Origin of the sequence: Priestia sp. FSL R5-0597 (assembly GCF_038006305.1) — a bacterium.
In the GTDB taxonomy this organism is placed as follows: Bacteria; Bacillota; Bacilli; order Bacillales; family Bacillaceae_H; genus Priestia; species Priestia zanthoxyli.
In genome coordinates this window covers 4,991,692-5,017,805 of sequence record NZ_JBBOUZ010000001.1, presented here as the reverse complement: position 1 = coordinate 5,017,805, position 26,114 = coordinate 4,991,692, and the positions used below count along the sequence as shown (strand labels likewise).

21 protein-coding genes are annotated in these 26,114 nt (G+C 36.9%); 11 read left to right on the top strand and 10 right to left on the bottom strand.

Translation table 11 applies throughout. From position 1 onward, the window contains the following. The first annotated feature begins 230 nt into the window (after positions 1-230). Positions 231-1,055, top strand: a complete 825-nt coding sequence (gene proB / locus MKX72_RS26435; protein WP_013085533.1) for a glutamate 5-kinase — start codon at positions 231-233, stop codon at positions 1,053-1,055. Then, positions 1,052-2,296 carry a glutamate-5-semialdehyde dehydrogenase gene (locus MKX72_RS26430; protein ID WP_155008455.1) on the top strand — a complete coding sequence of 415 codons (1,245 nt, stop codon included), beginning with the start codon at positions 1,052-1,054 and terminating at the stop codon, positions 2,294-2,296. Before proB ends, MKX72_RS26430 begins: the two co-directional genes overlap by 4 nt. Positions 2,297-2,569: 273 nt before the next feature. Here MKX72_RS26430 and MKX72_RS26425 read toward each other — a convergent pair whose 3' ends face one another. Then, positions 2,570-3,955 carry a sugar porter family MFS transporter gene (locus MKX72_RS26425; RefSeq protein ID WP_049166315.1) on the bottom strand — a complete coding sequence of 462 codons (1,386 nt, stop codon included), beginning with the start codon at positions 3,953-3,955 and terminating at the stop codon, positions 2,570-2,572. 191 nt (positions 3,956-4,146) lie between these two features. Here MKX72_RS26425 and MKX72_RS26420 point away from each other — a divergent pair, with 191 nt between their 5' ends. The 9 genes from MKX72_RS26420 (at position 4,147) to MKX72_RS26380 (ending at position 15,597) form a co-directional block, all read left to right on the top strand. Further along, complete coding sequence (locus MKX72_RS26420) at positions 4,147-4,923, top strand: alpha/beta hydrolase (protein WP_033580373.1); 777 nt, start codon at positions 4,147-4,149, stop codon at positions 4,921-4,923. Between the two features lie 95 nt (positions 4,924-5,018). Continuing rightward, positions 5,019-6,029, top strand: coding sequence for a LacI family DNA-binding transcriptional regulator (locus tag MKX72_RS26415; protein WP_033580374.1), 1,011 nt, complete (start codon positions 5,019-5,021; stop codon positions 6,027-6,029). A 144-nt stretch (positions 6,030-6,173) separates the two neighbouring features. Further along, positions 6,174-6,935 carry a threonine/serine exporter family protein gene (locus tag MKX72_RS26410; protein WP_013085528.1) on the top strand — a complete coding sequence of 254 codons (762 nt, stop codon included), beginning with the start codon at positions 6,174-6,176 and terminating at the stop codon, positions 6,933-6,935. Positions 6,936-6,949: 14 nt separating this feature from the next. Then, complete coding sequence (locus MKX72_RS26405) at positions 6,950-7,405, top strand: threonine/serine exporter family protein (protein ID WP_013059882.1); 456 nt, start codon at positions 6,950-6,952, stop codon at positions 7,403-7,405. A gap of 300 nt (positions 7,406-7,705) precedes the next feature. After that, a complete protein-coding gene (locus MKX72_RS26400) occupies positions 7,706-9,112 on the top strand; it encodes a cytochrome ubiquinol oxidase subunit I (protein WP_028411940.1) in 1,407 nt (468 codons plus the stop codon). Then, complete coding sequence (gene cydB, locus MKX72_RS26395) at positions 9,099-10,115, top strand: cytochrome d ubiquinol oxidase subunit II (RefSeq protein ID WP_028411941.1); 1,017 nt, start codon at positions 9,099-9,101, stop codon at positions 10,113-10,115. Before MKX72_RS26400 ends, cydB begins: the two co-directional genes overlap by 14 nt. After that, a complete protein-coding gene (cydD, locus tag MKX72_RS26390) occupies positions 10,115-11,827 on the top strand; it encodes a thiol reductant ABC exporter subunit CydD (RefSeq protein WP_155008456.1) in 1,713 nt (570 codons plus the stop codon). Before cydB ends, cydD begins: the two co-directional genes overlap by 1 nt. After that, positions 11,827-13,572, top strand: coding sequence for a thiol reductant ABC exporter subunit CydC (gene cydC, locus MKX72_RS26385; protein ID WP_235918778.1), 1,746 nt, complete (start codon positions 11,827-11,829; stop codon positions 13,570-13,572). Before cydD ends, cydC begins: the two co-directional genes overlap by 1 nt. A gap of 225 nt (positions 13,573-13,797) precedes the next feature. Further along, a complete protein-coding gene (locus MKX72_RS26380) occupies positions 13,798-15,597 on the top strand; it encodes a cation:proton antiporter (protein WP_028411944.1) in 1,800 nt (599 codons plus the stop codon). Positions 15,598-15,626: 29 nt separating this feature from the next. Here MKX72_RS26380 and MKX72_RS26375 read toward each other — a convergent pair whose 3' ends face one another. The 9 genes from MKX72_RS26375 to MKX72_RS26340 all read right to left on the bottom strand — a co-directional run bounded on the left by MKX72_RS26375 (position 15,627) and on the right by MKX72_RS26340 (position 25,948). Next, positions 15,627-17,003: an O-antigen ligase family protein gene (locus MKX72_RS26375; protein ID WP_028411945.1), complete on the bottom strand. Its 1,377-nt coding sequence runs from the start codon at positions 17,001-17,003 to the stop codon at positions 15,627-15,629. A gap of 25 nt (positions 17,004-17,028) precedes the next feature. Continuing rightward, complete coding sequence (gene murJ, locus MKX72_RS26370) at positions 17,029-18,531, bottom strand: murein biosynthesis integral membrane protein MurJ (protein ID WP_013059875.1); 1,503 nt, start codon at positions 18,529-18,531, stop codon at positions 17,029-17,031. 178 nt (positions 18,532-18,709) lie between these two features. Then, positions 18,710-20,419 (bottom strand): DUF6020 family protein, encoded by a 1,710-nt coding sequence (locus MKX72_RS26365; RefSeq protein ID WP_155008458.1) that lies wholly within the window; start codon positions 20,417-20,419, stop codon positions 18,710-18,712. Between the two features lie 27 nt (positions 20,420-20,446). Then, positions 20,447-21,535, bottom strand: a complete 1,089-nt coding sequence (locus MKX72_RS26360) for a glycosyltransferase family 4 protein (RefSeq protein ID WP_155008459.1) — start codon at positions 21,533-21,535, stop codon at positions 20,447-20,449. A 210-nt stretch (positions 21,536-21,745) separates the two neighbouring features. Beyond that, a complete protein-coding gene (locus MKX72_RS28345; RefSeq protein WP_155008460.1) occupies positions 21,746-22,114 on the bottom strand; it encodes an EamA family transporter in 369 nt (122 codons plus the stop codon). A 7-nt stretch (positions 22,115-22,121) separates the two neighbouring features. After that, the gene (locus MKX72_RS26355) at positions 22,122-22,472 is read right to left on the bottom strand and encodes a DUF2304 domain-containing protein (protein ID WP_034648222.1); all 351 of its coding nucleotides are present in this window, start codon (positions 22,470-22,472) and stop codon (positions 22,122-22,124) included. 8 nt (positions 22,473-22,480) lie between these two features. Further along, on the bottom strand, positions 22,481-23,170 hold the full coding sequence (locus MKX72_RS26350; protein ID WP_202188193.1) for a glycosyltransferase family 2 protein: 690 nt from the start codon (positions 23,168-23,170) through the stop codon (positions 22,481-22,483). Positions 23,171-23,517: 347 nt separating this feature from the next. After that, complete coding sequence (locus MKX72_RS26345) at positions 23,518-24,306, bottom strand: endonuclease/exonuclease/phosphatase family protein (protein WP_155008461.1); 789 nt, start codon at positions 24,304-24,306, stop codon at positions 23,518-23,520. Positions 24,307-24,310: 4 nt separating this feature from the next. Continuing rightward, positions 24,311-25,948, bottom strand: coding sequence for a PTS transporter subunit IIBC (locus MKX72_RS26340; RefSeq protein WP_155008462.1), 1,638 nt, complete (start codon positions 25,946-25,948; stop codon positions 24,311-24,313). Positions 25,949-26,114 lie beyond the last annotated feature (166 nt).

Genomic DNA, 26,114 nt, shown 5'->3' with positions numbered 1-26,114 from the left:
TGTCTGATGTTTGTACTACTACACAATGTTATGTAATTGTGTGTTCCCCTTACAACTTTCATTATAAGAGAAGAAAGCGCTTTTATCACCAGTTTTTCCCTTAATTATTTAAAAAATTAGAAAGTTCAAATTCCCTTTGAAAAACTATAAGACTTTTCACATAATCTCTGCTATAATTTTTAAAAAAATTAGTACGCATTTAGGTGTTTTTAGTTAGGGAGATGAAATGAGTGAACCATCGTCAAGAGTTACAAAATAGCAAGCGTATCGTAGTCAAAGTAGGGACATCTACGTTGACCTATGATAACGGAGATATTAACTTAGCACGCATTGAAAAACTAGCGCGTGTGTTATCTGATTTAATGAATGCAGGAAAAGAAGTTGTGCTTGTTACATCAGGTGCCGTTCAAGTGGGAGTAAAAAAACTAAAGTTAAAAGAAAAGCCAACTTCTATTCGAGAAAAACAAGCAGCAGCCTCTGTCGGGCAGTGTGAGCTTATGCATATCTATAGTAAATTCTTTGGTGAGTATAGTCACATTGTTGGTCAAGTACTGTTAACAAAAGATGTAATCGAAGATGAACATGTGCGCAATAACGTTGTGAACACGTTTGAAAAATTAATTGAAGACAAAGTGATTCCTATTGTGAATGAAAACGATACAGTTGCCATCGATGAGATTGAAAACATCGTGCGTTTTGGAGATAACGATAATTTATCCGCCATTGTTTCAGTTTTGATTCACGCAGATTTACTTGTTATTTTATCTGATATTGACGGTTTCTTTGATTCAGATCCCACAAAAAACCCTAACTCTAAATTAATGAAAGTAATAGATGGCATCACGCCGGAGCTTGAGAATTTTGCTGGAGATAGTGGAACTGACGTTGGAACAGGCGGAATGGTCACAAAGCTGACCGCTGCTAAAACAGCTACAAGTGCAGGCGTGAGCTTAATCCTAGCAAATGGGAAAGAACCAAGTATTTTGCGAGATATTATTGAAGGCCAAGAAATTGGAACGTTATTCTTAAAACAAGCTGAAGGAGTAATGAAATGAGTGAATTGCAGCTTAAAGGAAAGCAGGCAAAAGAAGCCTCTTATTTCTTAGGAAATGTAACGAGCGAACAAAAACAGCAGGCACTTTATAAAATGGCGGCTGCTCTATTGGATCAACAAGAAACGATTTTAAAAGCAAATAAATTAGACGTAGAAAAAGCCGTTCAAAAAGGCACGTCAAAAGCGATGTTGGATCGCCTATCTTTAAATGAAGAGCGGATTCATGGAATGGCAGACGGCCTGCGCCAAGTAGCTGCGCTTGCAGATCCGGTAGGAGAAGTGCTGTCTATGGCTAAACGACCAAATGGCTTACAAATTGGGCAGCAGCGTGTACCTATTGGTGTCATAGGAATTATTTATGAAGCGCGTCCAAACGTTACATGTGATGCAGCAGGCCTATGCTTAAAAGCAGGAAATGCGGTTATTTTACGCGGAGGCAGTGAGGCATTTTATTCGAATCAAGCGATTGTTTCTGTGTTATCTCAAGCTGCGGCAAGTGCAGGGCTTCCTGAGCATAGCGTACAGCTTATTGAAGATACGTCGAGAGAAACAGCACTGGAGTTAATGAAGCTAAATGAATATATCGATGTATTAATTCCTCGAGGCGGTGCAGGTTTAATTGAAGCGGTGGTAAAAAATGCAACGGTTCCTGTTATTGAGACAGGAACCGGGAACTGCCACATTTATGTTGATGAAGAATATGACCGTGACATGGCAGCCAGTATTGTCATTAATGCAAAAACATCTCGTCCAGCGGTGTGCAACTCAGCCGAAAAGCTGATTATTCATGAACGGGCGGCTCATGAATTTTTGCCGATTATTGTTCAAGCACTACGAGACAAAGATGTAGAAGTACGCGGTGATGAACGTGCGCTCACAATCGTTCCAGATCTTGTTCCAGCAGGGGATGAGGATTGGAAGAAAGAATATTTGGATTTCATCATGGCAGTTAAAATCGTAGATGATATCGATGAAGCGATTTCCCATATTAATGTTCATAGTTCACATCATTCTGAAGCGATTGTAACAACAAATTATGCTCATGCTCAGCGTTTTTTACAGCGCGTTAATTCAGCTGCTGTTTATGTGAATGCTTCGACGAGGTTTACGGACGGAGAAGAGTTTGGTTTCGGGGCAGAAATCGGAATTAGTACACAAAAGCTTCATGCGCGTGGACCAATGGGATTAAAGGAATTAACAACATTAAAATATATTATTTACGGAGATGGACAAATTCGATAAAAAGAAGAGGCTGGGACGAAAGTATTTTAGACAAAGTAAAACCGAACCATTGATCAAAATTTTTGATTAGTGGTTCGGTTTTTTTGTTAGGGTGAACATAGTTTTCATCTGTTTAAATTCTTCTAGTAGTTGATTGGAGGGCGAGATGAAGACTCCCGCGGAAAGCGAAGTCTTGCACGGAAATCAACTACGGTGTCATAAGCCGTTTAGCTCATGTATCCCATTTGTTTTTCTTTAGATTGGATTCATTTAGATATACCCCAACCTCTTCCCTTACTTCCATATATGTTCAATTTCTTCAAGTGACTTTCCTTTTGTTTCTGGCACCCACTTCCATATAAACAAAAATGAAGCGATACACATAATCATAAAAGATAAAAAGGTAAAAGATCCTCCAGCTTTGTTCCAAAGAATAGGAAAAAACTGAGACACAAACCAATTAGCTATCCACAAGAAAAAGGTAGAAATAGACATTGCATAGCCTCTCGCATGATTAGGAAAAATTTCAGAAATCACAACCCATACAACAGGTCCCATAGAAATATTAAAAAGAAATAAATAAAAAACAATAAGTAAACTAGTAGTCAAGCCTTCAGTACCCTGTGAATGAAATCCAAAAGAAACGAGAAGCTGCGTAACGGCCATACCGGCTGTGCCAATAAGTAATAAAGCTTTGCGGCCAATCCGGTCGATAAGCCACATGGAACAAAGAACGCCTAAAAAGGCAGCTACACCAATCATAGACGTAACAAGGAGCGATAAATCTCCTCTAGCTCCAGCTGCTTCAAAAACTTGCGGGGCGTAATAAATAATGGCATTGATTCCGACAAGCTGTTGAAAGGCTGCAAGTAGAATACCAATAAGCAACGCTTTTCGAAGGCCTGCCTCTTTAAAAAGCGAAAGAGAAGCCGGTTGATTTTCTTTTAACGATTGCTCAATATGATACAGCTCTTGGCGTGCAATGTGTGTACCATTGATTTTAATTAAAATGTCCATAGCTTCTACAGTGCGGTTTGCTTTTACTAGCCACCTCGGACTTTCAGGAACAGGAGAAAGGATAAGAAGAAATAAAAGAGCTGGAATCCCAGAAGCACCGATAATGTAGCGCCATCCTGTGGAATTCTGCCATGCGTCTTCCCCAATAGATAAAATGTAGTCATTCACAAAATAGACAGAAACAATCCCAACGGCAACAGCAAATTGATAAAGAGAGCCTAAGCGGCCGCGCATGTGCGGAGGGGCTATTTCAGAAATATAGGTAATAGAAAGAACGGAGGCCATACCAATGCCTAGCCCTCCAATAATTCGAGAAATAATCACAAAAGAGATGGCTGAAGATAGCGCTTGCATAATTGCGGATACGATAAATAAAGAAGCTGCTAAAAGCAAGATACCTTTTCTACCGAATCGATCACTCAGTTTTCCTGAAGAAAGTACCCCAACGGCACCCCCGAGCAGCAAACTAGATACAACAAAACCTACCATCGTTGGACTGAGATTAAAATGCACTTCCATTAACCCAATAGCCCCTGAAATGACGGCTGTGTCATAGCCGTAAAGTAACCCTCCAAAAGCAGCTGCACATGAAATGAAAATAACAAAAAATAGATTTCCTTTTTGCTCCTTATACTCGTCAGAAGTTACTTTTACTATCCCCATATAAATTCCTCCTTTGAATCGCGTTCACTATTTTAATTTAAAAAAACGTTATACGTAAAACGTTTTCATAAAAGATGTTTTTATGTTAAACTAAAAATTGTAAATAATCAAACTATTTTTTAACTTTTATATGAATTATGTACGTTTTGTTATCAATCAATGGGGAAGAAAAAGTAAGGGGGAAGAGAAATATGGCGTTTATTCAATGTGATTTTTTTTCAGAAGTATTGCAAATAAGTACTTCAATGAACGTTTTGATACCGCAGCAAACAAAATCTCAGATTGGTTTACAAACCAATACAAGAAGTGAGAAACACCCTACGCTCTATTTATTACACGGTCTTTCTGATGATCATACGATATGGATGAGAAGAACTTCGATTGAACGCTACGCATCAGAATTAGGACTTGCAGTTGTAATGCCAAATGTAGATCGTAGCTTTTATAGAGATATGGCTTATGGAAAGAAGTATTGGACGTTTGTAACAGAAGAACTTCCTCAATTGGCTAGGTCATTCTTTCCGTTATCGGAAAAAAGAGAAGATAATTTTGTGGCTGGTCTTTCTATGGGAGGGTACGGCGCTTTAAAATGGGCGTTTCGCAAACCACATCAATTTTCTGCAGCTGCCAGTTTATCAGGAGTGATGGACATTGAAGGGCTTGGAGAACGAGGGGAAGTTCAGTTCCTAGATTATCCTTTGATTTTTGGCATGCCGCCTGTTATTAGACCTGAGGATGATCTTTTCTGGCTGCTTGAAAATCGCCGGCGCTATGGAGAAGTGACTCCGCGTATTTATCAATGCTGTGGAACGGAAGATTTTTTATATCAGGAAAATAAACGTTTTTCCGAGCGATGTAAGCAAGAGCCTATTTGTTTTACATATGAAGAAGGAAAAGGAAGTCACGACTGGGCATATTGGGATCAAAAAATTCGAGATGTGTTAAAGTGGCTGTTTAGTGAAAAGTAGGGAAGGTAGTTTTGGGTGGTTCCGACTTCTAGTAGTATAATAAAGAAAAATGTTTACTTGGTCGATAGACTAAAAGGAAATAGGAGTCGGTACGAATGGGGAGAAAAAAAGTCACGATTACAGAAGTAGCAAAAGAAGCGGGTGTTTCATTAGCTACGGTATCAAGAATCTTCAATAATAAAGACGGTAAAATTAAAATCAGTGAAAAAACAAAACAAAAAGTACTAAAAGCAGCAGCTCATTTAGGGTATCAGACAAATCCATTTGCGGCAGCTCTGCGGGCCCAAAAAACAGGGATTATCGGGATATTAATTAGAGATTTAAAAGACCCATTTTTAATTGAGCTGTTAAAAAAGGTACAGCAGCAAGTTCAAAGTCGAGGGATGGACGTTCTTATTGGACATACGGATTACCAAGAAACAACGGCTGAGCGTCAATTAAATGTGATGATGAATCATTGGTTTGATGGAGTCATTTTATTAGATTATGTAGCCGCTCCGCATCCGTTTGTAGACGTATTAAAACAATATCAAACGCCTTACGTTTCTCTTACAGGAGACGGCTCTTCTGCACTTTGGCCAATTGTACATGTAGATGATGCGGAGGGAATGCAATTAGCTGTTGCTCACTTAACGGACCTTGGCCATAAGAATATCGGGTTCGTTGGAAAAGCTGTAAGCGGAGTCGAGCACCGTCTGTCTCTTTTTTATCAGTATGTACCGTCAGCAAACGCAAAGTTTGTGAAAGAGGATATGAATAACTCAGATGAACTATATCAGTTTATAAATGAGCTAGCTCATCATCCAGAGCCCCCAACTGCGCTTATTTGTGCTACGGATTACATTGCTCTGAAAGTGATACACTGTGCGTGGCAAAACGGACTTCACGTTCCAGCGGATTTGTCTGTTATAGGGTTTGATGATATTACAGAAGCTAGTGAAGCGCAACCTCCGCTAACAACCATCCGTCAACCGATGGAAAAAATGGCTGAAAAAGCAGTAAACCTCTTACTTCAGCAAATTCAGGATCAGCAAGAAATAGATCAGGTACAGTATAAAATGGCACCTGTATTAGTAGAGCGTGAGACCACAAAACGTATGAATTGATAAGGAATGTATATACTATTCCTGAAAGTGTGAGACAAAAAGTCCACACTTTTTTGCATTAACCATTGCGTCCACTTCCCTCTTTCTTATACACTGTATGCTGTAGGGGAAAAAACCAAGCTTTAATATGTTTGGAGCGATTTGATGACACAACAAAAATTAGATAAATATGAAATTATGGACGTTAGCTTACTAGCAGGTAAAATTATGTTAGAAAGCGGAGCAGAAACGTATCGAGTAGAAGACACAATGATGCGGATTGCAGCGTCTTACGGTATAAAAAAATCCCACAGCTATGTGACGCCAACAGGGATTATGTTTTCACTTGAAACGAAAGAACCGACGAAAACGAAGTTAATTCGTATTTCCGAACGAACGACCGATTTAAAAAAAGTAACTATGGTAAATAGCGTCTCAAGAACCATCAGTCAAGGAAACATCTCCTTGGAGGAAGCGTATGAAATGCTACAAGAAATTGAAGCAACGAACGTAGCTTTTCCACTATGGGTTCAACTTGCAGCTGCATCCATTTCTAGCGGATGCTTTTTAATCATGTTTCAAGGTTTATGGACGGACTTTATTCCAGCGATGTTTTCAGGAGGTCTCGGATTTTTAACCGTGGTGTATTTCCACCGTCTTATTCCGATTCGCTTTTTTGCTGAGTTTACCGCTTCGTTAGTTATTGGACTTTTATCAGCTCTTTTAGTCGCTTCAGGACTAGGAACGCAAATTGATAAAATTATTATTGGATCCGTTATGCCTCTCGTTCCTGGGTTATCGATTACCAATGCAGTGCGAGATTTAATGGCGGGACATTTACTGTCTGGATTATCAAAAGGAGCAGAAGCGTTTCTGACGGCATTTGCTATTGGTGCAGGTATTGCCATTGTATTTACGCTTCTATAGAAGGGAGGCATCATATGCATATCGTAGAGCAGATAATTACAAGTTTTATTGCTTCAGCAGCGTTTGGGATTATTTTTAATGTTCCACGTGAATCATTATTAAAAAGTGGCTTTGTCGGAATGATTGGCTGGCTCATTTACTATTTGCTAACGTTCTATGGTGTAGATGAAATTCCAAGCACTGTAGCATCGGCCTTTTTTATTGCTATTATTAGTCAAATTTACGCAAAAATTTATCGTACGCCGATCATTATTTTCACCGTAGCAGGTATTATTCCGCTCGTTCCAGGGGGAACAGCATACGATGCCATGCGTAACTTTGTAGAAAATAATTATAATGAAGCGATTAGTCTTGCAGCAAAAGCCTTTATGATTTCAGGTTCAATTGCCATTGGTATTGTATTTTCTGAAGTCATTAACCAAATCATTCGTCAATCTAAATTAAATGCGAAAGCAAAATATCGACCGTAGAGAAGCAAGCTCAAATCAGAGCGTGCTTTTTTTATGAAAAAGTAAAGAGATCCTGCCCTTTTTTGTCACAAGAAAGTCACGTTTTAGTCTAAAAACGTTCAAAAAATGTACGTGCACAGCTAAAAAAATAGACTATACTATGTAAATAGAAAGAGAGACATTACATATGTTTGTGAAACATTGAGCATATTTCTCGAATTGTTATGCTCAATGTTTCACAATATAAGTAAAAGATGCTCAGAAATGATCAAAGTATCTATGGAAATGATGAATGTTCTTATATATGAAAGGAGAAAGAAGATGGATACAGTCATACTATCACGTATTCAATTTGCATCAACGACGCTGTTTCATTTTATCTTTGTACCGCTGTCTATCGGCCTTGTCTTTTTAGTAGCGATCATGGAAACGATGTACGTAGTAAAAAAAGATGAACAGTATAAAAAGATGGCAAAGTTTTGGGGGCACTTATTCCTGATTAACTTTGCTGTCGGAGTCGTAACAGGTATTTTACAAGAATTTCAGTTCGGCATGAACTGGTCAGAGTACTCAAGATTTGTAGGAGATGTATTCGGTGCGCCGCTTGCTATTGAAGCACTGCTCGCGTTTTTTATGGAGTCCACGTTCCTCGGGCTGTGGATTTTCGGGTGGGATCGTTTGCCTAAATGGCTGCACTGTCTATGTATTTGGCTTGTTAGTCTAGGTACTATCTTTTCAGCGTTCTTTATTTTAACGGCTAATTCTTTTATGCAGCATCCGGTCGGAATGGAGCTAAATAATGGCCGTTTAGAAATGAATGACTTCTTTAAATTGTTAACGAACGGTCAGCTGTGGGTCGAATTCCCTCATACAATTTTAGGTTCGTTTGCAACAGGCGCCTTTTTTATCACGGGTGTCAGCGCTGTTATGCTCTTGAAGAAAAAACATGTGGCTTTTGCTAAAAAATCATTTCAAGTTGCTATCCTTGTAGGGCTAGTTTCAGGTGTAGGAATTGCACTATCTGGGCATGAACAGGCCGGATATTTAGTTAAAACACAGCCGATGAAAATGGCCGCAAGTGAAGGATTATGGGAAAACAGCGGAAGTCCAGGTGCTTGGACAGTAACAGCAAATATTCACCCTGATGAAAAGAAAAATACGAGTGAAATCAAAATACCTTACTTATTAAGCTTCTTATCATACGGTAAGTTTTCAGGCTCCGTTCCTGGAATGAATGAGCTGCAGCAGCAGTATACGGCGAAATATGGAGAAGGAAATTATATTCCACCCGTTCGAACAACGTTTTGGAGTTTCCGCATTATGGCTGGTCTAGGTGGCGTATTATGTGCATTAGGCATTTGGGGCACGTACTTGCTTTCTCGTAAAAAACTTCAAGAAAGCAAACTATTTTTACGTATTATGACGATTGCCATCGCCTTTCCGTTCCTTGGAAGCTCAGCAGGTTGGATTATGACAGAGATTGGCCGTCAGCCTTGGGTTGTATTTGGCTATATGAAAACCGAAGATGCCGTGTCTCCTGGTGTAACAGCAGGTGAATTGCTATTTTCTATTATCTCGTTTTCGTTCTTTTACTTAATTTTAGCTGTGATTATGGTGTTCTTGTTCGTTAAAGAAATTAAAAAAGGTCCAGATCACGATCACGAAGCACATACAAAAGTAACATCAACTGATCCGTTTACAAAGGAGGGATACAATGTTTTCTCTTAATGAATTCTGGTATTTGCTAGTATCCATTCTGTTTGTTGGTTTTATCTTTTTAGAAGGCTTTGATTTTGGGATTGGAATGGTGTCTCGCTTTTTAGGAAGAAACGACTTAGAGCGACGAGCTTTTATTAATACAATCGGTCCTTTTTGGGATGCAAATGAAGTTTGGTTAATTTCAGCAATCGGTGCTATGTTTGCCGCTTTTCCAAACTGGTATGCAACGCTATTAAGCGGGTCATATGTTCTTTTTGTTCTTCTGTTGCTTTCGCTTATCGGACGCGGTGTAGCATTTGAATTTCGAGGAAAAGTTGAAAAACAAGCGTGGAAAAATGCGTGGGATTGGGTTATCTTCTTTGGAAGTCTTTTTCCACCGCTCATTTTCGGCATCTTATTTTCAGCACTAATGAAAGGATTGCCTGTTGAGCGCAACATGCAAATGAATGCCGGCTTTTCGGATATTGTGAATCTATATACCATAACGGGCGGCGTGACGCTAACGATGCTTTGCTTATGGCACGGACTTATTTTTGCGACGATCCGTACGATGGATGACATTAGAGATCGTTCACGAAAAGTTGCCATGAAGCTTTTGCCTGTTAATGCCTTGCTGCTTCTTATTTTTTCAGGCATGACGTTTTTTGAAACAAATTTATTCAGCAATCATAGCCGCTTGATGCTATACACATTTTTTATCGGTATTTTCGTGTATTTACTAGCAGGATTTTTCCTTACACGGAAAAAAGACGGATGGGCCTTTGCTATGTCTGGCTTAATTTTAATTTTATCAATTTCCTCTATATTTGCAGGATTGTTTCCAACCGTTTTGGTTAGTTCAGTCAATGAAAGCTATAGTTTAACGATTCATAATGCAGCATCAGGGAATTATTCCTTGAAAATTATGTCTTACGCTGCTATTGCGTTACTGCCTTTTGTGTTAGGTTATCAAATTTGGAGCTACTACGTTTTTAGAAAACGTGTAGATCATAAGGAGCATATGGAGTACTAATGGGTAGAAATTTAATGGTTTACAACGGAATAAAAATGGTTCTTGCCGTGTTAATAGGGCTTATTACTATTCAAAGTGTAGCCATTATTTTTCAAGCTAAGTGGCTTGCCGAAGTAATTACTGCTCTTTTTCATGGTGAAAGTTTAACTTCGCAGACAAAAGCAATCGGATTGTTTTTGTCTGCCTTTATGGTTCGTCAGATCGTAAGTTTTATAGTGAAAAAAACAGCATATCAATTTGGAGTCAAAACGACTCAGGAACTTCGTTTGACGGTCATGAAAAGCATTTTTGCACTCGGACCGCGCTTTACCAAAAATGAAGGGACAGGAAACTTGGTGACGCTCATCACCACAGGCCTACAGAAGCTTCGCGCTTATCTTGAGCTGTTTTTGCCTAAACTGGCCGCCATCAGCGTTACACCTTGGCTAGTGCTCGCTTTCGTTTGGTATCAAGATCGGCTTTCAGGCATTATTTTGCTTGTAACTATGCCAATTTTAATTTTATTTATGATTTTACTTGGACTGGCTGCCCAGAAAAAAATAGATAGCCAATGGGAGACGTATCATGTGCTGTCCAATCACTTTGTAGATTCGCTTCGAGGATTAGAAACGTTAACATTTCTCGGGAAAAGTAAGGAGCATGCTGAAACGATTGGAAGAGTCAGTGACCGCTATCGAAAAGCGACAATGGGAACGCTCCGAATTGCTTTTTTATCTACGTTTGCTTTAGATTTCTTTACGATGTTATCTGTAGCCATCGTGGCTGTTATGCTCGGTTTGCGGCTAGTGAACGGTTCGATGACGTTAGAGCCTGCACTTATGATTTTATTGCTGGCGCCTGAATACTTCCTGCCGATACGGGAAGTCGGAAACGATTACCATGCAACATTAGACGGAAAAGAATCCGGAGATGCATTAATTAAGATTGTAAAGCAGGCTGAAAAACCGTCGGCTAAAGAAGAAGATGTTCCTGATTGGACGGAAAACAGTGAAATTCAATTGCGTCATATCACCGTAAAATATGACGAAGAGCAGCCGCCTTCTCTTGAAGATGTGTCACTTCATGTTAAAGGAAGTAAAAAAATTGGGATTATAGGAAAAAGCGGAGCTGGAAAATCGACGCTTATTGATATACTGAGCGGCTTTGTACAATTTACAGAAGGGTCTGCTGAAGTAAACGGCGTGCCGGTTGATTTACGCTCAGATGCTTGGCAAAAGCAGATTACGTATATCCCTCAGCACCCATTTATTTTTAATGGAACAGTGAAAGAAAATATTGAATTTTATCAGGATAGAGGCGGTTCTTATGATTATGAAGATGCTTTAACGAAAGCAGGACTTTTATCTACGATTCAACAGATGCCTAAGAAGGAAAATGAAGTGATAGGAGATGGAGGACGGCAGCTTAGCGGTGGCCAAGCTCAAAGGATTGCCCTAGCTAGGGCGTTTCTGAACGATCGCCCTATTATTATGCTTGATGAACCAACGGCGCAAGTAGATATTGAAACGGAATATGAATTAAAGCAAGATATCTTAACGATGTTTCAAGACAAGTTATTTATTTTAGCTACGCACCGTCTGCATTGGATGAAAGATATGGACCTCATTGTTGTAATAGAGAACGGAAAGGTTGCAGAAGTCGGCAATCATCAAGAACTGATTCGAAAAAAAGGAGCTTACTATCAATTTTTACATGAAGAGGAGGAGATATGATGAAATATAAAAGTTGGATATGGCCCTACTTTAAAACGTATAAATATCGTATCTTTTCTATCTTATTACTAAGCTTGTTAACGATTGGTTCTGCTTGTGCGCTAATGTTCACATCAGGTTACTTGATTTCAGCTTCTTCCTTACGGCCAGAAACAATCTTACTGGTGTACGTTCCCATTGTGCTTGTGCGTACATTTGGTTTAAGTCGAGCAGCCTTTCGTTATGCGGAGCGTCTTGTTAGTCACGATTTTATTCTTCGCATTTTAGCTAAAATGCGTACACGTCTTTATCATTTGATTGAACCGTTAGTTGCTACATCCCGCTATCGAACGGGAGATGTTTTAGCGGTTCTCGCTGAAGATATTGAAAGTTTACAAGACTTGTTCTTGCGTACCATTCTTCCAACAATCTCAGCTGTTATTTTATACGTTATTTCGATTGTAGCTTTAGGATTCTTTAGCCTAAAGTTTGCATGTTTGATTGCCATCTATTTATTTTTGTTAGTAGTAGTGATGCCGCTTTTTTCCCTTTGGCATATGAAAGCGGCCAATCAGCGATATAAATCAAGCAAAGCACAGTTATATGCTAAGGTCACAGACGGGTTTTTAGGAGTTGCTGATTGGGTGTTAAGCGGTCAGCAGCAGTCATTTTTTCATTCGTATAACAAAACAGAAGATGAGCTAGACCGCATGGATCGTAAGCTTAAACTATGGACGTATTACCGAGAATTGATTGGCCAAGTTATTGTAGCAGGTTTAATTGTCACAATGATTTGGTTTGGGGCTTCTCTTTTTGCAGACAAAGAGCTTGCAGGTGTTTTTATTGCTGCTTTTATTTTAGTAGTATTTCCTTTATCTGAAGCACTGCTGCCGGTATCTAATGCAGTAGAAAAAATTCCTCAATTTGAAGAGTCATTAAATAGAGTGCAGGAAATGGAAAATAACTGGGAATCTGTGAATGGAAAGAAAAAACATACTCTTTCCCTACCTTACAAAGGTTCATGGGACTCGGTTAGCTTAAAAGTCGAGCATGTAAGCTTTCGCTATAGCAATGAGGAAGAGTCAGTCATTCATGATCTTTCATTTCAAGTCGAGCAAGGGAAAAAAATTGCGATTCTTGGCAAGAGCGGAGCTGGAAAGTCGACTCTGTTAAAGCTGCTGCAAGGCTCCTTATTGCCTACAGAAGGTACAGTTCAACTAAACGGTCAGTCTGTTGCTGAAGTTCGTGAAGATGTACCAAAACTCATCTCTGTATTAAATCAAAATCCTTATTTATTTAATACAAGCGTAGCAAACAATTTATTACTAGCTAATGAAGAGGCTACAAAAGAAGAGGTAATTGAGGCAATGAAGCAAGTCAATATGCACTCCCTTGTGGAAGGTTTGCATCAAGGATATCAAACGTCCATGCTCGAAACAGGTCAGCGCTTTTCAGGAGGAGAACGTCAGCGGATTGCGTTAGCACGTGTTCTACTTCAGCGTACGCCAATTGTTATGCTGGATGAGCCAACTGCAGGGTTGGATACCGTGACTGAAAAGAGTTTGTTATCCACTATCTTTGAAACTCTTCACGACAAAACTTTAATTTGGGTTACACATAATTTAGTTGGGATGGAAAAGATGGATGAAATCTTATTCCTACAAGATGGAAAGATAGCCATTCGCGGAACGCATGAGGAATTACTTGCTACGAACAGTCACTATCAAAAGCTATATGAATTGGATCATCCGGTAAAAAGCCTTTAGCAGCAGCTAAAGGCTTTTTACTATTTTATACTAAAGTGAAATTCGACAAACATGAGTAAGATATGTGTCGAACGAAGGAAAATAGCTTGGATTCAAAGAGGGGAGAGGCGTTTAGCATTTTTGAAAAAGTGGTAAAACAAGGTAGTGTTTGTTTCTTCCTGTATAACATCGGTTTATTTTAGGGAAAATATATACACATTATGCGAACGAGAGAAGGAAGATACAATGGAACCTATGCTTGTACATATCACACTTGTAGTGGGACTAGGAGTTCTATCTCAGTGGCTGGCTTGGAGATTTAAGCTACCAGCAATTGTCGTGATGTCGATTATCGGACTGCTAACAGGCCCTATTTTAGGTTTAATTGATCCTAAAGCACAGTTTGCTCAGCTTTTTGATCCTTTTGTATCGATTGCTGTAGCTGTTATTTTATTTGAAGGCAGCTTGAACTTAGACATGAGAGAGGTAAGAGGAATCGAAAAGCCCGTGTTTCGCATTGTGACACTGGGAGCCATGCTAGCTTGGATGTTAGGCTCTTTAGCTGCTCATTATATAGCGGATTTATCCTGGGCGGTGGCAATTGTTATCGGAGGGCTTTTTATTGTGACGGGTCCAACCGTAATTTTACCTCTTTTACGACAAGCTAAATTAAAACCAAAACCAGCAGCGATTTTAAAATGGGAAGGTATTATTGTCGATCCATTTGGTGCACTGTTGGCCGTTTTTTCGTTTGAAATTGTTCAATTTTTAGTGCTGAGAGAAGTGAGTGGAAAAACAATTCTCTTTTTCTTCGTAGCCTCTATTATTGCCGTTTTAATAGGATGGATTCTTGGCCGCGGAATAGGATGGATGTTTCAAAAGGGGCATATTCCAGAGTATTTAAAATCTCCGGTCGTATTTATTGTCGTTATTGCCTGCTTTACAGTAGCTGATGAAATTAAGCATGAAACAGGTCTTCTAGCAGTAACAGCGATGGGGATTACCCTTGCTAATATGCATATTTCGTCTATTAGTGATATGCGACACTTTAAAGAGAATATTTCGGTTCTATTAACTTCTACTATTTTTATCATGTTAACGGCTGGACTGACGATGAAGACCATTACTGAAATTTTTCATTGGAATATTATTTTGTTTGTTTTACTTATGCTGTTTATTGTCAGACCTGTCTCCATCTTTTTATCAACGGTAGGCACAGATTTATCTATAAAAGAAAAAATACTGATTGGCTGGATTGCCCCGCGCGGAATTGTGGCGTTAACGGTCTCGAGCTACTTTGCGAAAGTACTAATTGATGAAGGATTTAAAGATGCTTCCATCCTAACAACGCTGACATTTGCTTTAGTGTTTGCTACGGTTTGTGCACACGGTTTTTCTCTTTCATGGCTAGCTAAGAAGCTTGATTTATCAATTGGAGAAGAACCTGGTATTTTGCTTGTAGGAAGCAATGATTTTACGGTTGCCTTTGCAACGAAGTTAAAACAGCTAGGTTATCCAGTATTAGTTGCTGATTCTTCGTGGGAGCGGTTAAGAGTTGCGCGCAGAGCGGAGGTAAATGTTTATCACGGAGAAGTACTAGCTGAGCAAACGGAATATCATCTAGACTTAACTCCTTATGAATATGTGATTGCTGCAACTGAGTTAGATGCATATAATGCGCTTGTTTGTACTGCTTTTCTTCAAGATATGGGGCGGAACAATGTTTTTCAATTGAGCATTCGTGACCAAGAAGATTCAAGAGAAGATGTCGATGAAATTATGCATACAGTAAGAGGACGTATGCTCTTTAAGAAAGGAATTACGTGGGAGTTTCTGCATCATAAAATGGAGCACGGCTATACGATTTACAATACAAAAATTACGGATGAATATACGTATGAAACATATGTTGAGGAGAAAAGCGATGATTCTCTTTTACTAGCAGTGAGCAAGCAAGGAAAGGCATTGAGTTTTTTTGCTCATGATCAAGAAATAAACGTTAATGCGGGTGACACGGTGTTAAGCCTTCAGCCATTAAAAAGATAAAAAAACAGGCCGTTAATGACCTGTTTTTTTTATGCTTGTCTTTGTTTAAAATGAATGACGAACAGATAAGCAGCAGCTGCTGCAAAATAGATGGTAACGGCTGGTGCTGTAAAGACATGCCCAGCTACAAAAGCAATTCCAAGAGCTAATACAATTGCTGTACTATACATCATAAAGCTTTCATCAAGAAGCTGTGATGGCTCTTTAAATAATCGAACCAGTACGGTTAAACCAACTACTAGAAGTGGAAGAACCCATAGTAAAAATCCGATGATACCTAAAGAGAAAAACAAATCATAAAAATCCATTTCAATCATCTTTGGCGGAAGCTGTTTTGTATAGTCACCAGAAAAGCCCATACCTATCATTTTTCGTGCAATAGGTGCTTTTGCATACTCTTCCTTATGATGAGCTAAGAATTGCTCACGGCTGCTTAGAATCAGATTTTGAATATCTTTATCATCTAAATTTGATTCCTTTTGTTTTTTCTTTTTAGCCGGCTTTTCTTTTTCTTTCTTTTCCGGCTTTTCTTGCTTTGTTTTCTCTTTTTTAGCCTCTAACATATCGATGTGCGTATATGTGTTTTTATAAGCTGGAGAAATCGGAGTAGTTGCTCCGGTTACAATTAAAAGCAGAATTGAGATTACTAAGTTGGCTTTAATTAAGCTGCGTTTATTCGTAAATAATTTAGCAAATAAGACAACTGTTGCTACAACTAAAGAAAGAATAACGGCACCTAAGCCTACTTTCGTTCCAAGCATGATGGACGAAACGGCTAACAAGATAAAAGGAATCCAGTAATAAGCTTTTGAAAACGAACGTACTTTATCTAAAGCTAAAAGCAGTGTGAGAGGAAGCAAAATAGCAATGGTTGCGCCTAGCTCATTCGCTGCATAAAACCAGCCTTTAAACCCAATTTTATTATACTGATAACTCTCTAGTGCTGTACCCGTTAGCATTGTACCGATAAAAACAATACTGATGATGAGTGAAGCAGTTAATAAGTTTTTGCTCAGTATTCTTTTTACATCCACAGATGATCGATAATGTGAAAACATCACAATCATTCCAAGCAGCGTAACGTTCATATAAACAACTTTATTGAAAAATTTAATTTCTTGCCCAATATAATAAGGATCTTTCCATTGATGATTTAAGTAGATGTTGAGTCCAAGAAAGAGTGCAAAAACAATAAGGTAGATAATCGAATATCTAGCCCATTTTGATTGTTTGGCAAACACTAAAAGTAGGACACCTGCAAAAATCATATATAGAAAGCGAATAACAACCCCAATTGAGAGACCACTATCCATGTTCAAAACCATGTACGTCGTTAGCATATCAATAATCGGCTGAATTGAAATAAAACCAACGAACAGAAAAAATAACCAGTATGTGTTCTTCATATAGTACTCTCCTGTTTTACGTGAATTAACGTTTTCTTTTAACTAAAAGCATAACACCTTCTACTCTGCATAATAGCGTCGACATTAAGTATACTAAACCACCTGCAATACAGACAATACCAAATCGTAAGATAACATGTAATGAATTCAAAAATGCGATGTCCTTTAAGAAGAACATGACGATCGCAACAGGTACGGAAGCTAAAAGAATTTTTCCTGTTTCTTTCACTAGATATCCGTAATGGAAGTGATTGATTTGTTTTGCCAGCATAACGAATACGATAGCCGTATAGAAAAAGGCAACTACTGACATGGAAAGTGCTAATCCTTGGTATCCCATAAATTTAGTGAAAATCATGTTAAAGATGATATTTAACACAATGGATAATAAGCCTGCTCTCATAATAAGATAACCTTTTTGAAGAGAATAAAATCCTTTTGCAAGAACAGCTTGCAGGGAATAGAAAAACACCGAACCTAGGTAATAATAAGATACATCTGTTGTTTTTAACGTCGAATGTGCGTCAAATGCACCGCGCTGGTAAGCAATCATTACAATGTCTTTCATATAAAAGATCATGATAACAATCGTCGGAATCAGCAGCATCAGCATAAACGTAATCCCTTTTTCAATTCCTGATTTAAAGCGCTCTTCATCTTTTTCAGAAATGGCTCTTGCAATCAGCGGGTAAATAATGGTTGCGACCGTAACCCCGAATATTGCCTGGGGAATACTTACAAGTCTGAAGGCGTAATTTAAGTATGAAATAACACCTTCACCAAAGGAGCCAGCAAAGAAGAAGTTTACAGTTAAATTAATTTGACCGACCATAATGGTCACACCAACAGGGATGAATACTTTATAAAAAGCCACCACTTCATCACGGTCAATTTTTTGCTTCCATAACAGCAGATGCTGCGGTTTAAAATAGACAACTTTAATTAAGAAAGAAGCAATAGTTCCTATAAAATAGCCAAGAGCAATTGCATAGCCGCCCATAATTGAATGTAATAGGATTGTACTTAAAATTGTAAATAATACAACAACCGTTTGAGAAAACACAGAGAAAGAATATTGACTTCGTGCATCAAATACACCTTCGTATACGGCATTCACTCCAACTAATGAAAGAGATAAGAAGTACATAACGCCCGTATAAATTCCTAGTTCGATTGCTGCTTTAGAAAAATTAGAATACGAAGCGGGAAAGTAAAAGAAAGCCGCAATTGATCCGAGAACCGAAATAATGAAACAAATAAGAAAGGTTGATTTAACAATATTAGTTAAATGAACCTTTCCTTTATTTTCTTTTTCATAACGTAAATAACTAGGAATAAACGCATCCTTCATCCCCGTTAACATAAATAAGATAAAAGCGTTTGGAATAATCATTGCTGCGTTGTATGAATCGACGATATAACTTGTACCGAAATAATTAGCAATAACTAAATCACGAATCATACTAGAAAATTTCAAAAATAATGTTGATATGAGCAGTAAAATGCTCGCGAATTTTAAGTTTTTCATGCGAAACTCCTACCTTTAAATTAGAAAATACAATAAAAATAATAAACTTTAGTTTTAATACAAGCAAAGTCACTAATAAAAAATTATTTTTATTGTAAATAAATAGTCGGAAAGAAAAATTAAATAACTTTCCGACTATTATCCAAATTAGATTAAAAGTACGTAACGATTTATTTTTTTACAATGAGTGTTCTTCTTCATCCCGCTTTATAAAAGGCACAGCAATTAAAAATATTGATATAAAGACACTTGCTAAGAGGTACCTAAAATCTTGTGCTGGTAAACCTGCAAGTATCGATAGAGTATTTAATAGCCAAGGTACTATAATAACCAGTGATTTTTTACCTTTACGTATAGCAAGAAATAGCCCAGATAATAAAATAATACAGTGATAAAAAGCTGGTTTCCATAAAAATGAAAATACAGGTTGTTTAAATATAGCTAAGTATTTATTGGATATATTTGTAAATTTTTGGCTAATGATTTCATTCTTTAAACCAAGGTCATTTCCATAATAAACATTAGTAACATAAGTGTCCGTGTATCCATCTTTAAATGTTGTTACTTGCCAGACTAGAGAAGATTGTTTTAAGAAGGCTTCAGTTGCAAGTAAAGGATTTTTTAGGACAATGCTTATATAATTTTTAAAATATAAGCCGGTATCTTCAAAAATGAATTCACGGTTATAAGATTCCCAAGTGAATTTTATTGGATTTGTATTATAAGGATTATATTTTTCTTTCCACAGTTCAATAGGAAATACCTTATCAAAATAAGCTCTTTCTTCTTTTGTCATATCGCCATCATTAACAATGATGTTAGCAATTTGTTGTGTAGGTATAGATAGAGCTTCATTTGGATCTGAAGGTTTAACATTTAGAGCGTGGAAAACTGGTCCAGCTATAATTCGTTCTAAAATAAAAACAATTAAAAATATAGAAAGTAGAGGCTTCCATTTATTTTTAAAAAGTATAATGAGTAAGACAAAAGTAAGGATAAAAACTGGCAATCCATTATGCCTGAAGAAAGCAGTGCCAAAAGCAGACAAAAATAATAGTAAGAACCCAGAACGACTTTTTATCCAATTACCTTTAGAAAAATGTAATTTCGTTAAATTTACAGTGAAAAATAGTAAAAAGGCACTGTAAATAATATCTTTCCATATAATGATGGAGAAAATAGTAAAACTTGGGATAACAAGTATAATAGCCGTTAAAATTCCTAGGAAAAGAGGGTGGACCTTACGTTTAAGTAAAAAGTCAAAAGCATAACCATATACACTTGTAACCACTAAGATTTGAAAAAGAGCTATTATACCCGGGCTATTCCAAATTTTAACAAGAAGCATAATAAGCCATGTGAAAATAATTGGATGACCATCATCAAATTCTCCTGTATGAGCTTGCCTCCATTGAGATAAAGAATCAGGAGTCATAGCAGCTGGGAAAAAAGCTACCCAGTAAAATAAACTAATTCCTAAAACCAATAAAATTATTAACCATGTATACTTGGTCGTTTTTACCAAATTGTAGTTAAAATCATTTAAATCCCTTATAAATACCGCTGCAGCTAATGTTAATAAGAACGCAAATAAAAAGCGGCTAAGTATATATATCATAAACAAAAACAATGTCGATACTGTAACGTGTAGGTTATTTAAAAAAGCAAATTGTATTAAAAAAGAAACAATTATTATCATTATCCAAACTATAATATTGAATCTAAACTTATCTTTATATGAATAAAGATAAATAGAAGCAAAGGTAGCTAAGATAATTGTAAGTAAGATGGAAGCATAATTTCCACTTTGACTATCACCTAAAAATAAACCTATAGCTATTAGAGCTAAGATGATTGTGAAAAATAGTAATCTTTTGTTGGTTTTCATTTTTTTTCTCCTATTGTTAGAATGCCCTTAATCATTAAAAATACGAGGGAGTTTTTTAGAGATAACATTAATAGTGTAATCATGTGCTGTAAGAATTGCTTGTCTTGACAATCTTTGTTTGTACTCTTCAGAACTACTCATAAAGAACCATAATTTTTCAGCCAATTCTATTTCATTACCAGGCTGGAAAAATAGACCGTTTTCATCTTCGATAATATAATCTTTTAATCCTCCAATTTTGCTACCAATCACAGGCGTTCCGCAAGCCATAGCTTCAAGTCCAACAAGACCTAAACTTTCTCCTTTGCGAACAGTTGGAAAAATAAATGCATCTATGGCGTTATAGACATATTTTAATGAAGTTTGAGGGAGTAATGGAAAATGAATAATTTTTTCCTTAATACCTAACTCTTCTGCTAAATTATGAAACGCGTCTTCATCTTTTCCACTACCAATGTACAAATACTTATAAGATGTTGGGGTAGCTTCTTCAAGGTGAGCAATAGCTTTTAAATAATATTCCCAACCTTTTCCAACGTCGATTCTACTTACACACCCAATATACTTTTGATGTGGATCTAGTTTTAACATTTCAAAAGCTTCGTTCCTATCTGAAAAAGGATAGAAAACGTCAGGATTAACTCCACCACTTGGAAAAACATATATGGGGGTTTTTACCTCGTACTTCTCTTTAACTAATGACATATAGTAAGGAGAAGGAGTAATAATTTTGGCGGACTCCTTCAACAACTGTTTAACTCTAGGTTGAAATTTCTCCTGGGAAGAAACTTCGGGAACAACATCTGAGCCGTGAACATTTGTTATAATAGTGACTCTACTATTTAGTTTCTTTAGCAGAAGTAATGGAGCTGCATTATGCGCAGCATAGTGCACATATATATAATCATATTTTTTTGTTAGCCCACTCCAAATAATTTTAGTGTAATGAAGTGCATATCCAAATAACTTTTGAAGTTTTGTTTTCTTTTTTTGTAGTACAATACGATCCACCTGAAATTGGTTATTCAATAAGATTTGCTCGGTGTTTTGGACAAAAACACCATAGCTAGGAAACTCTTCTGAAGGATACATATTTGAAATTAATAAAACTTTCACGTTTAATCACACCCAACAATTTGCTGATTTTATATATTATGCGTATGGTACTTTACATAAATTAATATAATTACATATGCATTCTTAACATCCAAATATTATAGCATACCTTAATTTTAAAGTATAAAGCTTTCTAAAAGAGATTTTTAGAATATTCATAAAAAAATATAAAAAAATTCATAACCTAAAAGTGTAGGTTATGAATTAGATTTAGTTCGTAGAGGTAAAGCCTATAAACGATACGCCTATCATGATAAATAAACACCCTAATACCTTATAAAGTGTAAGGGATTCTCCAAAAACAAAAAAAGCTCCAAATACTGCTAGAATATAAGCCATACTCTGTATAGGGTATGCCACACTTAAAGGAACTCTCGTTAGAATAAAAAGCCATAAGACGGTAGCTAAGCCATATAGGGCTAACCCAGAAATGACATATGGAGAAAGAAATAGATTAATGATAGAATGTAAAGATTTAAATGGTTGAGGCTTCGATTCTAAACCAAATTTCCATAAAAATTGTCCGCACACAAGAGTTATGGTATTAGCTAAAATCAATAAAAAATTTGCTATGTTCATTATAGTTCTATAAATTCCTTTCTTTCTCTTGAATCGAGTGCTTTAATAAAGCCATCTCTTGAGTTAAATCTTTGATTTTGTCTTGTTGTTTAGAAATTAATACATTTTGATAAATCAAAATGTTTAAAATCAAAATTAAAGCCAACAGAAAGAATAAAGAAGGCATATAATAAATACCGATTTTGGATACTAATACGTTAAAAAACGGCAAAGATATGGCGATAATAACTCCTGCTAAAGAAATCAGAAGCCAGAAAAAAGCTACTTGATCTTTTAATTTATGTTTACTTGTATAGACTAACACTTGAAATAAGAATATTAATGCCACGACTAAAGATATAATTTGAACAGGTGTCATAATTCCTCCTAAAACACTTTTCTAATCACAGAGAAAAATGTAACTTTTATCATATAATAAATTGATTTTAGTGGTGTAATGGATGAAGTTCCCCCTTGACGAGAGTTCATATCTACACGTGTTTCATGGATGTTGTATCCTTTTTTAGCTAAGTCTACAACAACCTCAACTTCTGGATAATCTTGTGGGTAATAGTTAGAAAACTCTTTAATAATCTTTTTATTTACAACTCTGTATCCAGATGTGGGATCTGTTACTTTTTTTCCTGTTAATATGTGTATTAATTTATAGAAATAATAAATACCTACTCTCCTTGTTAAAGAGCCACGATAATCAGTTTTTTCAATAAACCGTGATCCAATTACCATGTCAAAGTGGTTAATATCAATTTCATCTATTAGTTTTACCAAGTCTTTAGGATTATGTTGACCATCTGCATCTAATTGGATAGCATAGTCATAGTCATTTTTTAGAGCATACTTATACCCAGTTTGCATTGCACCGCCAATTCCTAAGTTTATAGGAAGGTCTAAATGATTGAAATTATTGGAATTTAGAATTTCTTGCGTTTTATCTTTTGAACCATCGTTAACAACTATATAATCAAAATTGTTCATACGCTTTACGTTGCTAACTGTGTCTATTATGTTATCTTCTTCGTTATATGCCGGAATAATAATAAGCGCTCTTTTTTTCACTATTTTCACCCTTATAAATAAATTTTATAATTAAGGAATACCCATTGGAAGTTTGTCTATTTATCATTTCTGTAATCGACAGGGTTTTTTGTTTAAGATAAAGTCGTTAAAGCTAAATAGTTATTATTTAGCACCTATTTAATATTACATTTATCTGTTTTAAATCTCAATAATTTTTAGTAACATAAATGAATTACACTGGCTACTGAGTTAGTAATTCCCTGTTATATTAACTTTTACTAGTTGTTTTCTATTCAATAAAAAAAGATATGAATGTAAGTAAGTATCTATTAGGACCCTTGCGTACATTTATATCTTTTTAATAAAGTTGTTTGTTATTCAATTTATTAGAATTTTAAATATAAGCTTACCCCAAAATGGTCGGAAACAACGGGATAATGTATGCCGTTAAACACCACAGTTGATGACTGAATATCCTGCGCATGACTCGATAGAATTAGATCAAGGCGCAGTGCCCGTTCATTATCATCCCATCCAGCAATGTTACCTTTAACTGTAATACCGCTGTCTTTTTTGTTCGATAGAGTATACGTATCATAGAGGCCTTGGCTCAACAGGTAGTCGTAACCTTCATTTCGTCTATGAGCGTCATTATTAAAGTCTCCGAGTAGGAAAAATGGATTATCTTTGTGTACATGAGCTAGCAGCGTATCAACTTGCTGCTTGAACGGCTCTTCCTCGTCATCCCACCAGCCAAGATGACAAGAATAAAACGTAAGAAGTTCTTTTTCATATTCGATTGTTGCTCCAACAATTCTTCTCGTTTTCCAATAGTCAATATTTGACGTTTGTGAAACAAAAAATGAATGCTCTTCAATAATCGGGTGTTTCGTTAAAATGGCAATTCCTTCTTCATACACTTCATAGCCTATATGAGATAAATCCCATACCAATTGATAGTCTTCACCTTGCTTACCCAGTTCTTTTGCTAAAAGCCAAGCGTAATTATCGCTGCGAATGTAGTCATATACATAAGGTGCGTCTACTTTTTGGCTTACTTCCTGTAAAGCAATGACATCATATTTTTCTTTTTTAATTACTTCAGCTAGACAAGATAACTTGTCTAGCTGATTTTCCTCTTGCCAAGAGTGGCAATTTAACGTTAATAGCTTCATTGTGTTAAGCTCCTAACAAATCTTGAATGTCGGATTTCAAAACATCCGCTTTAGGTCCATAAATAGCTTGTACCCCTTTATCTTTCAAGATTAAACCAAGGGCTCCGTTTTGTTTCCATTCACTTTCTCCTGCAACGGCATGTATATCTTTTACCGTTACACGTAAGCGAGTCATACAAGCATCCACGTCTTCAATATTGTTTTCTCCGCCAAGCAGTCCAATAATGACTGGGGCAAGCGAATCATTTTTCACCTGCTTGCTGCTTGTTGCAGTTGTTTCTTCATCGATATAGTTTCCGTTACGTCCCGGTGTTGGGAAGTTAAAACGTTTAATTAAGAAGTTTGCCACTCCAAAATTTAAGCCAAAAAATACAAGGCAGGCGATGACAAAGTTCATTAAGTCAGCCCATAGTCCGGCTTTGATAATCATTGGTGTACGTGTTAATAGTTCAATTACGCCAAATGAGTGTACGCGAACATGAACAATATCAACAATGGCAAAAGCCAGTCCTGTCATAATGGCGTATACGACGTATAGAAGAGGCGCCGCGAACATGAACATAAATTCAATCGGCTCTGTTACGCCTGTTAAGAAAACAGCTAGTCCAGCTGAAAAGAACATTGAACGATATTTCGAACGTTTGTCAGGATCTACGTTGCGATACATTGCTAAAGCAATTCCAATTAATGACGCACAAGATAAAATCATCTGTCCTACTTTAAATCGTGCAGGTGTAACGTCATGTAAGAGCTGCTTGTAGCTGTCCATATCTCCTGCAGCACGGAAGTTATTTAAGTCTGCAATCCAAGCAAGCCACAAAGGATCTTGACCGGCAACAGTGGAACCTGCTCCAGAACCCGTTAAAATTTTGTACGTACCGCCTAGCTCCGTATAGTTCATAGGAACTGTCAGCATATGATGAAGACCAAACGGAAGAAGGAGACGCTCTAATGCTCCGAAAATAAATGGTGCCAGAATAGGAGCTGTATCTCTAGATGTTGCAATCCACTGTCCGAAGCTGTTTAGCGAACCTTGGATGAACGGCCACACAATGGATAAAAGCAGTGCCGTTACAACTGAACCACCGATGACTACAAACGGTACGAAGCGCTTGCCGTTAAAAAACGAAAGGGCTTCAGGCAATTTATCATAATTGTAATATTTGTTGAATAAATTTGCGCCTAAGAAACCAGCGATAATTCCTACGAATACTCCCATGTTAAGAGCGGGAGATCCTAAAATAGATGTGAAGTAGTCTTTTACAACTAATTCTTGTCCAAACAGTGATTGAACCGTTGCTTTTGAATCTGAGAGCATTTCTGCTTTAACTCCAAAAATGGCTCCTGTAATTCGATTAATAAGAATGAATGCAATGAGTGCAGCAAATGCACCGCCAGCACGTTCCTTTGCCCAAGATCCCCCGATGGCAACAGCGAACAAGATGTGAAGATTTGTAATGACACCCCATCCTATATCTTCCATCACTCGTGCAATTGTTTGTACAGCAGTGATGTCTCCCCCAGTCATTGCAACTAGTTTTCCAAGTGAAATCATAATACCAGCTGCGGGCATAACCGCTACTACTACTAATAAAGCCTTACCAAACTTCTGCCAAAAATCAAATGAAAAGAACTTCTTCATAGTTTTTCCCCTTCCCCTATGTATGGGTTTTCATTTTATTTTTTGATAAACTATATTTTTAAGACAGTGCAACCGTTTGCATAAACCTATTGTAATAAAAGGGCTTTCATAATGCAATACTGTAATTTCTCTTTTTTTGAAAAATTTATTCATAAATTATAAATGA

What these genes read in the sequence shown, in the direction of transcription:
- MKX72_RS26430 (WP_155008455.1), top strand. Translation starts at nt 1,052, where the DNA reads ATGAGTGAATTGCAGCTTAAAGGAAAGCAGGCAAAAGAAGCCTCTTAT.
- MKX72_RS26425 (WP_049166315.1), bottom strand. Translation starts at nt 3,955, where the DNA reads ATGGGGATAGTAAAAGTAACTTCTGACGAGTATAAGGAGCAAAAAGGA.
- MKX72_RS26420 (WP_033580373.1), top strand. Translation starts at nt 4,147, where the DNA reads ATGGCGTTTATTCAATGTGATTTTTTTTCAGAAGTATTGCAAATAAGT.
- MKX72_RS26415 (WP_033580374.1), top strand. Translation starts at nt 5,019, where the DNA reads ATGGGGAGAAAAAAAGTCACGATTACAGAAGTAGCAAAAGAAGCGGGT.
- MKX72_RS26410 (WP_013085528.1), top strand. Translation starts at nt 6,174, where the DNA reads ATGACACAACAAAAATTAGATAAATATGAAATTATGGACGTTAGCTTA.
- MKX72_RS26405 (WP_013059882.1), top strand. Translation starts at nt 6,950, where the DNA reads ATGCATATCGTAGAGCAGATAATTACAAGTTTTATTGCTTCAGCAGCG.
- MKX72_RS26400 (WP_028411940.1), top strand. Translation starts at nt 7,706, where the DNA reads ATGGATACAGTCATACTATCACGTATTCAATTTGCATCAACGACGCTG.
- cydB (WP_028411941.1), top strand. Translation starts at nt 9,099, where the DNA reads ATGTTTTCTCTTAATGAATTCTGGTATTTGCTAGTATCCATTCTGTTT.
- cydD (WP_155008456.1), top strand. Translation starts at nt 10,115, where the DNA reads ATGGGTAGAAATTTAATGGTTTACAACGGAATAAAAATGGTTCTTGCC.
- cydC (WP_235918778.1), top strand. Translation starts at nt 11,827, where the DNA reads ATGAAATATAAAAGTTGGATATGGCCCTACTTTAAAACGTATAAATAT.
- MKX72_RS26380 (WP_028411944.1), top strand. Translation starts at nt 13,798, where the DNA reads ATGGAACCTATGCTTGTACATATCACACTTGTAGTGGGACTAGGAGTT.
- MKX72_RS26375 (WP_028411945.1), bottom strand. Translation starts at nt 17,003, where the DNA reads ATGAAGAACACATACTGGTTATTTTTTCTGTTCGTTGGTTTTATTTCA.
- murJ (WP_013059875.1), bottom strand. Translation starts at nt 18,531, where the DNA reads ATGAAAAACTTAAAATTCGCGAGCATTTTACTGCTCATATCAACATTA.
- MKX72_RS26365 (WP_155008458.1), bottom strand. Translation starts at nt 20,419, where the DNA reads ATGAAAACCAACAAAAGATTACTATTTTTCACAATCATCTTAGCTCTA.
- MKX72_RS28345 (WP_155008460.1), bottom strand. Translation starts at nt 22,114, where the DNA reads ATGAACATAGCAAATTTTTTATTGATTTTAGCTAATACCATAACTCTT.
- MKX72_RS26355 (WP_034648222.1), bottom strand. Translation starts at nt 22,472, where the DNA reads ATGACACCTGTTCAAATTATATCTTTAGTCGTGGCATTAATATTCTTA.
- MKX72_RS26345 (WP_155008461.1), bottom strand. Translation starts at nt 24,306, where the DNA reads ATGAAGCTATTAACGTTAAATTGCCACTCTTGGCAAGAGGAAAATCAG.
- MKX72_RS26340 (WP_155008462.1), bottom strand. Translation starts at nt 25,948, where the DNA reads ATGAAGAAGTTCTTTTCATTTGATTTTTGGCAGAAGTTTGGTAAGGCT.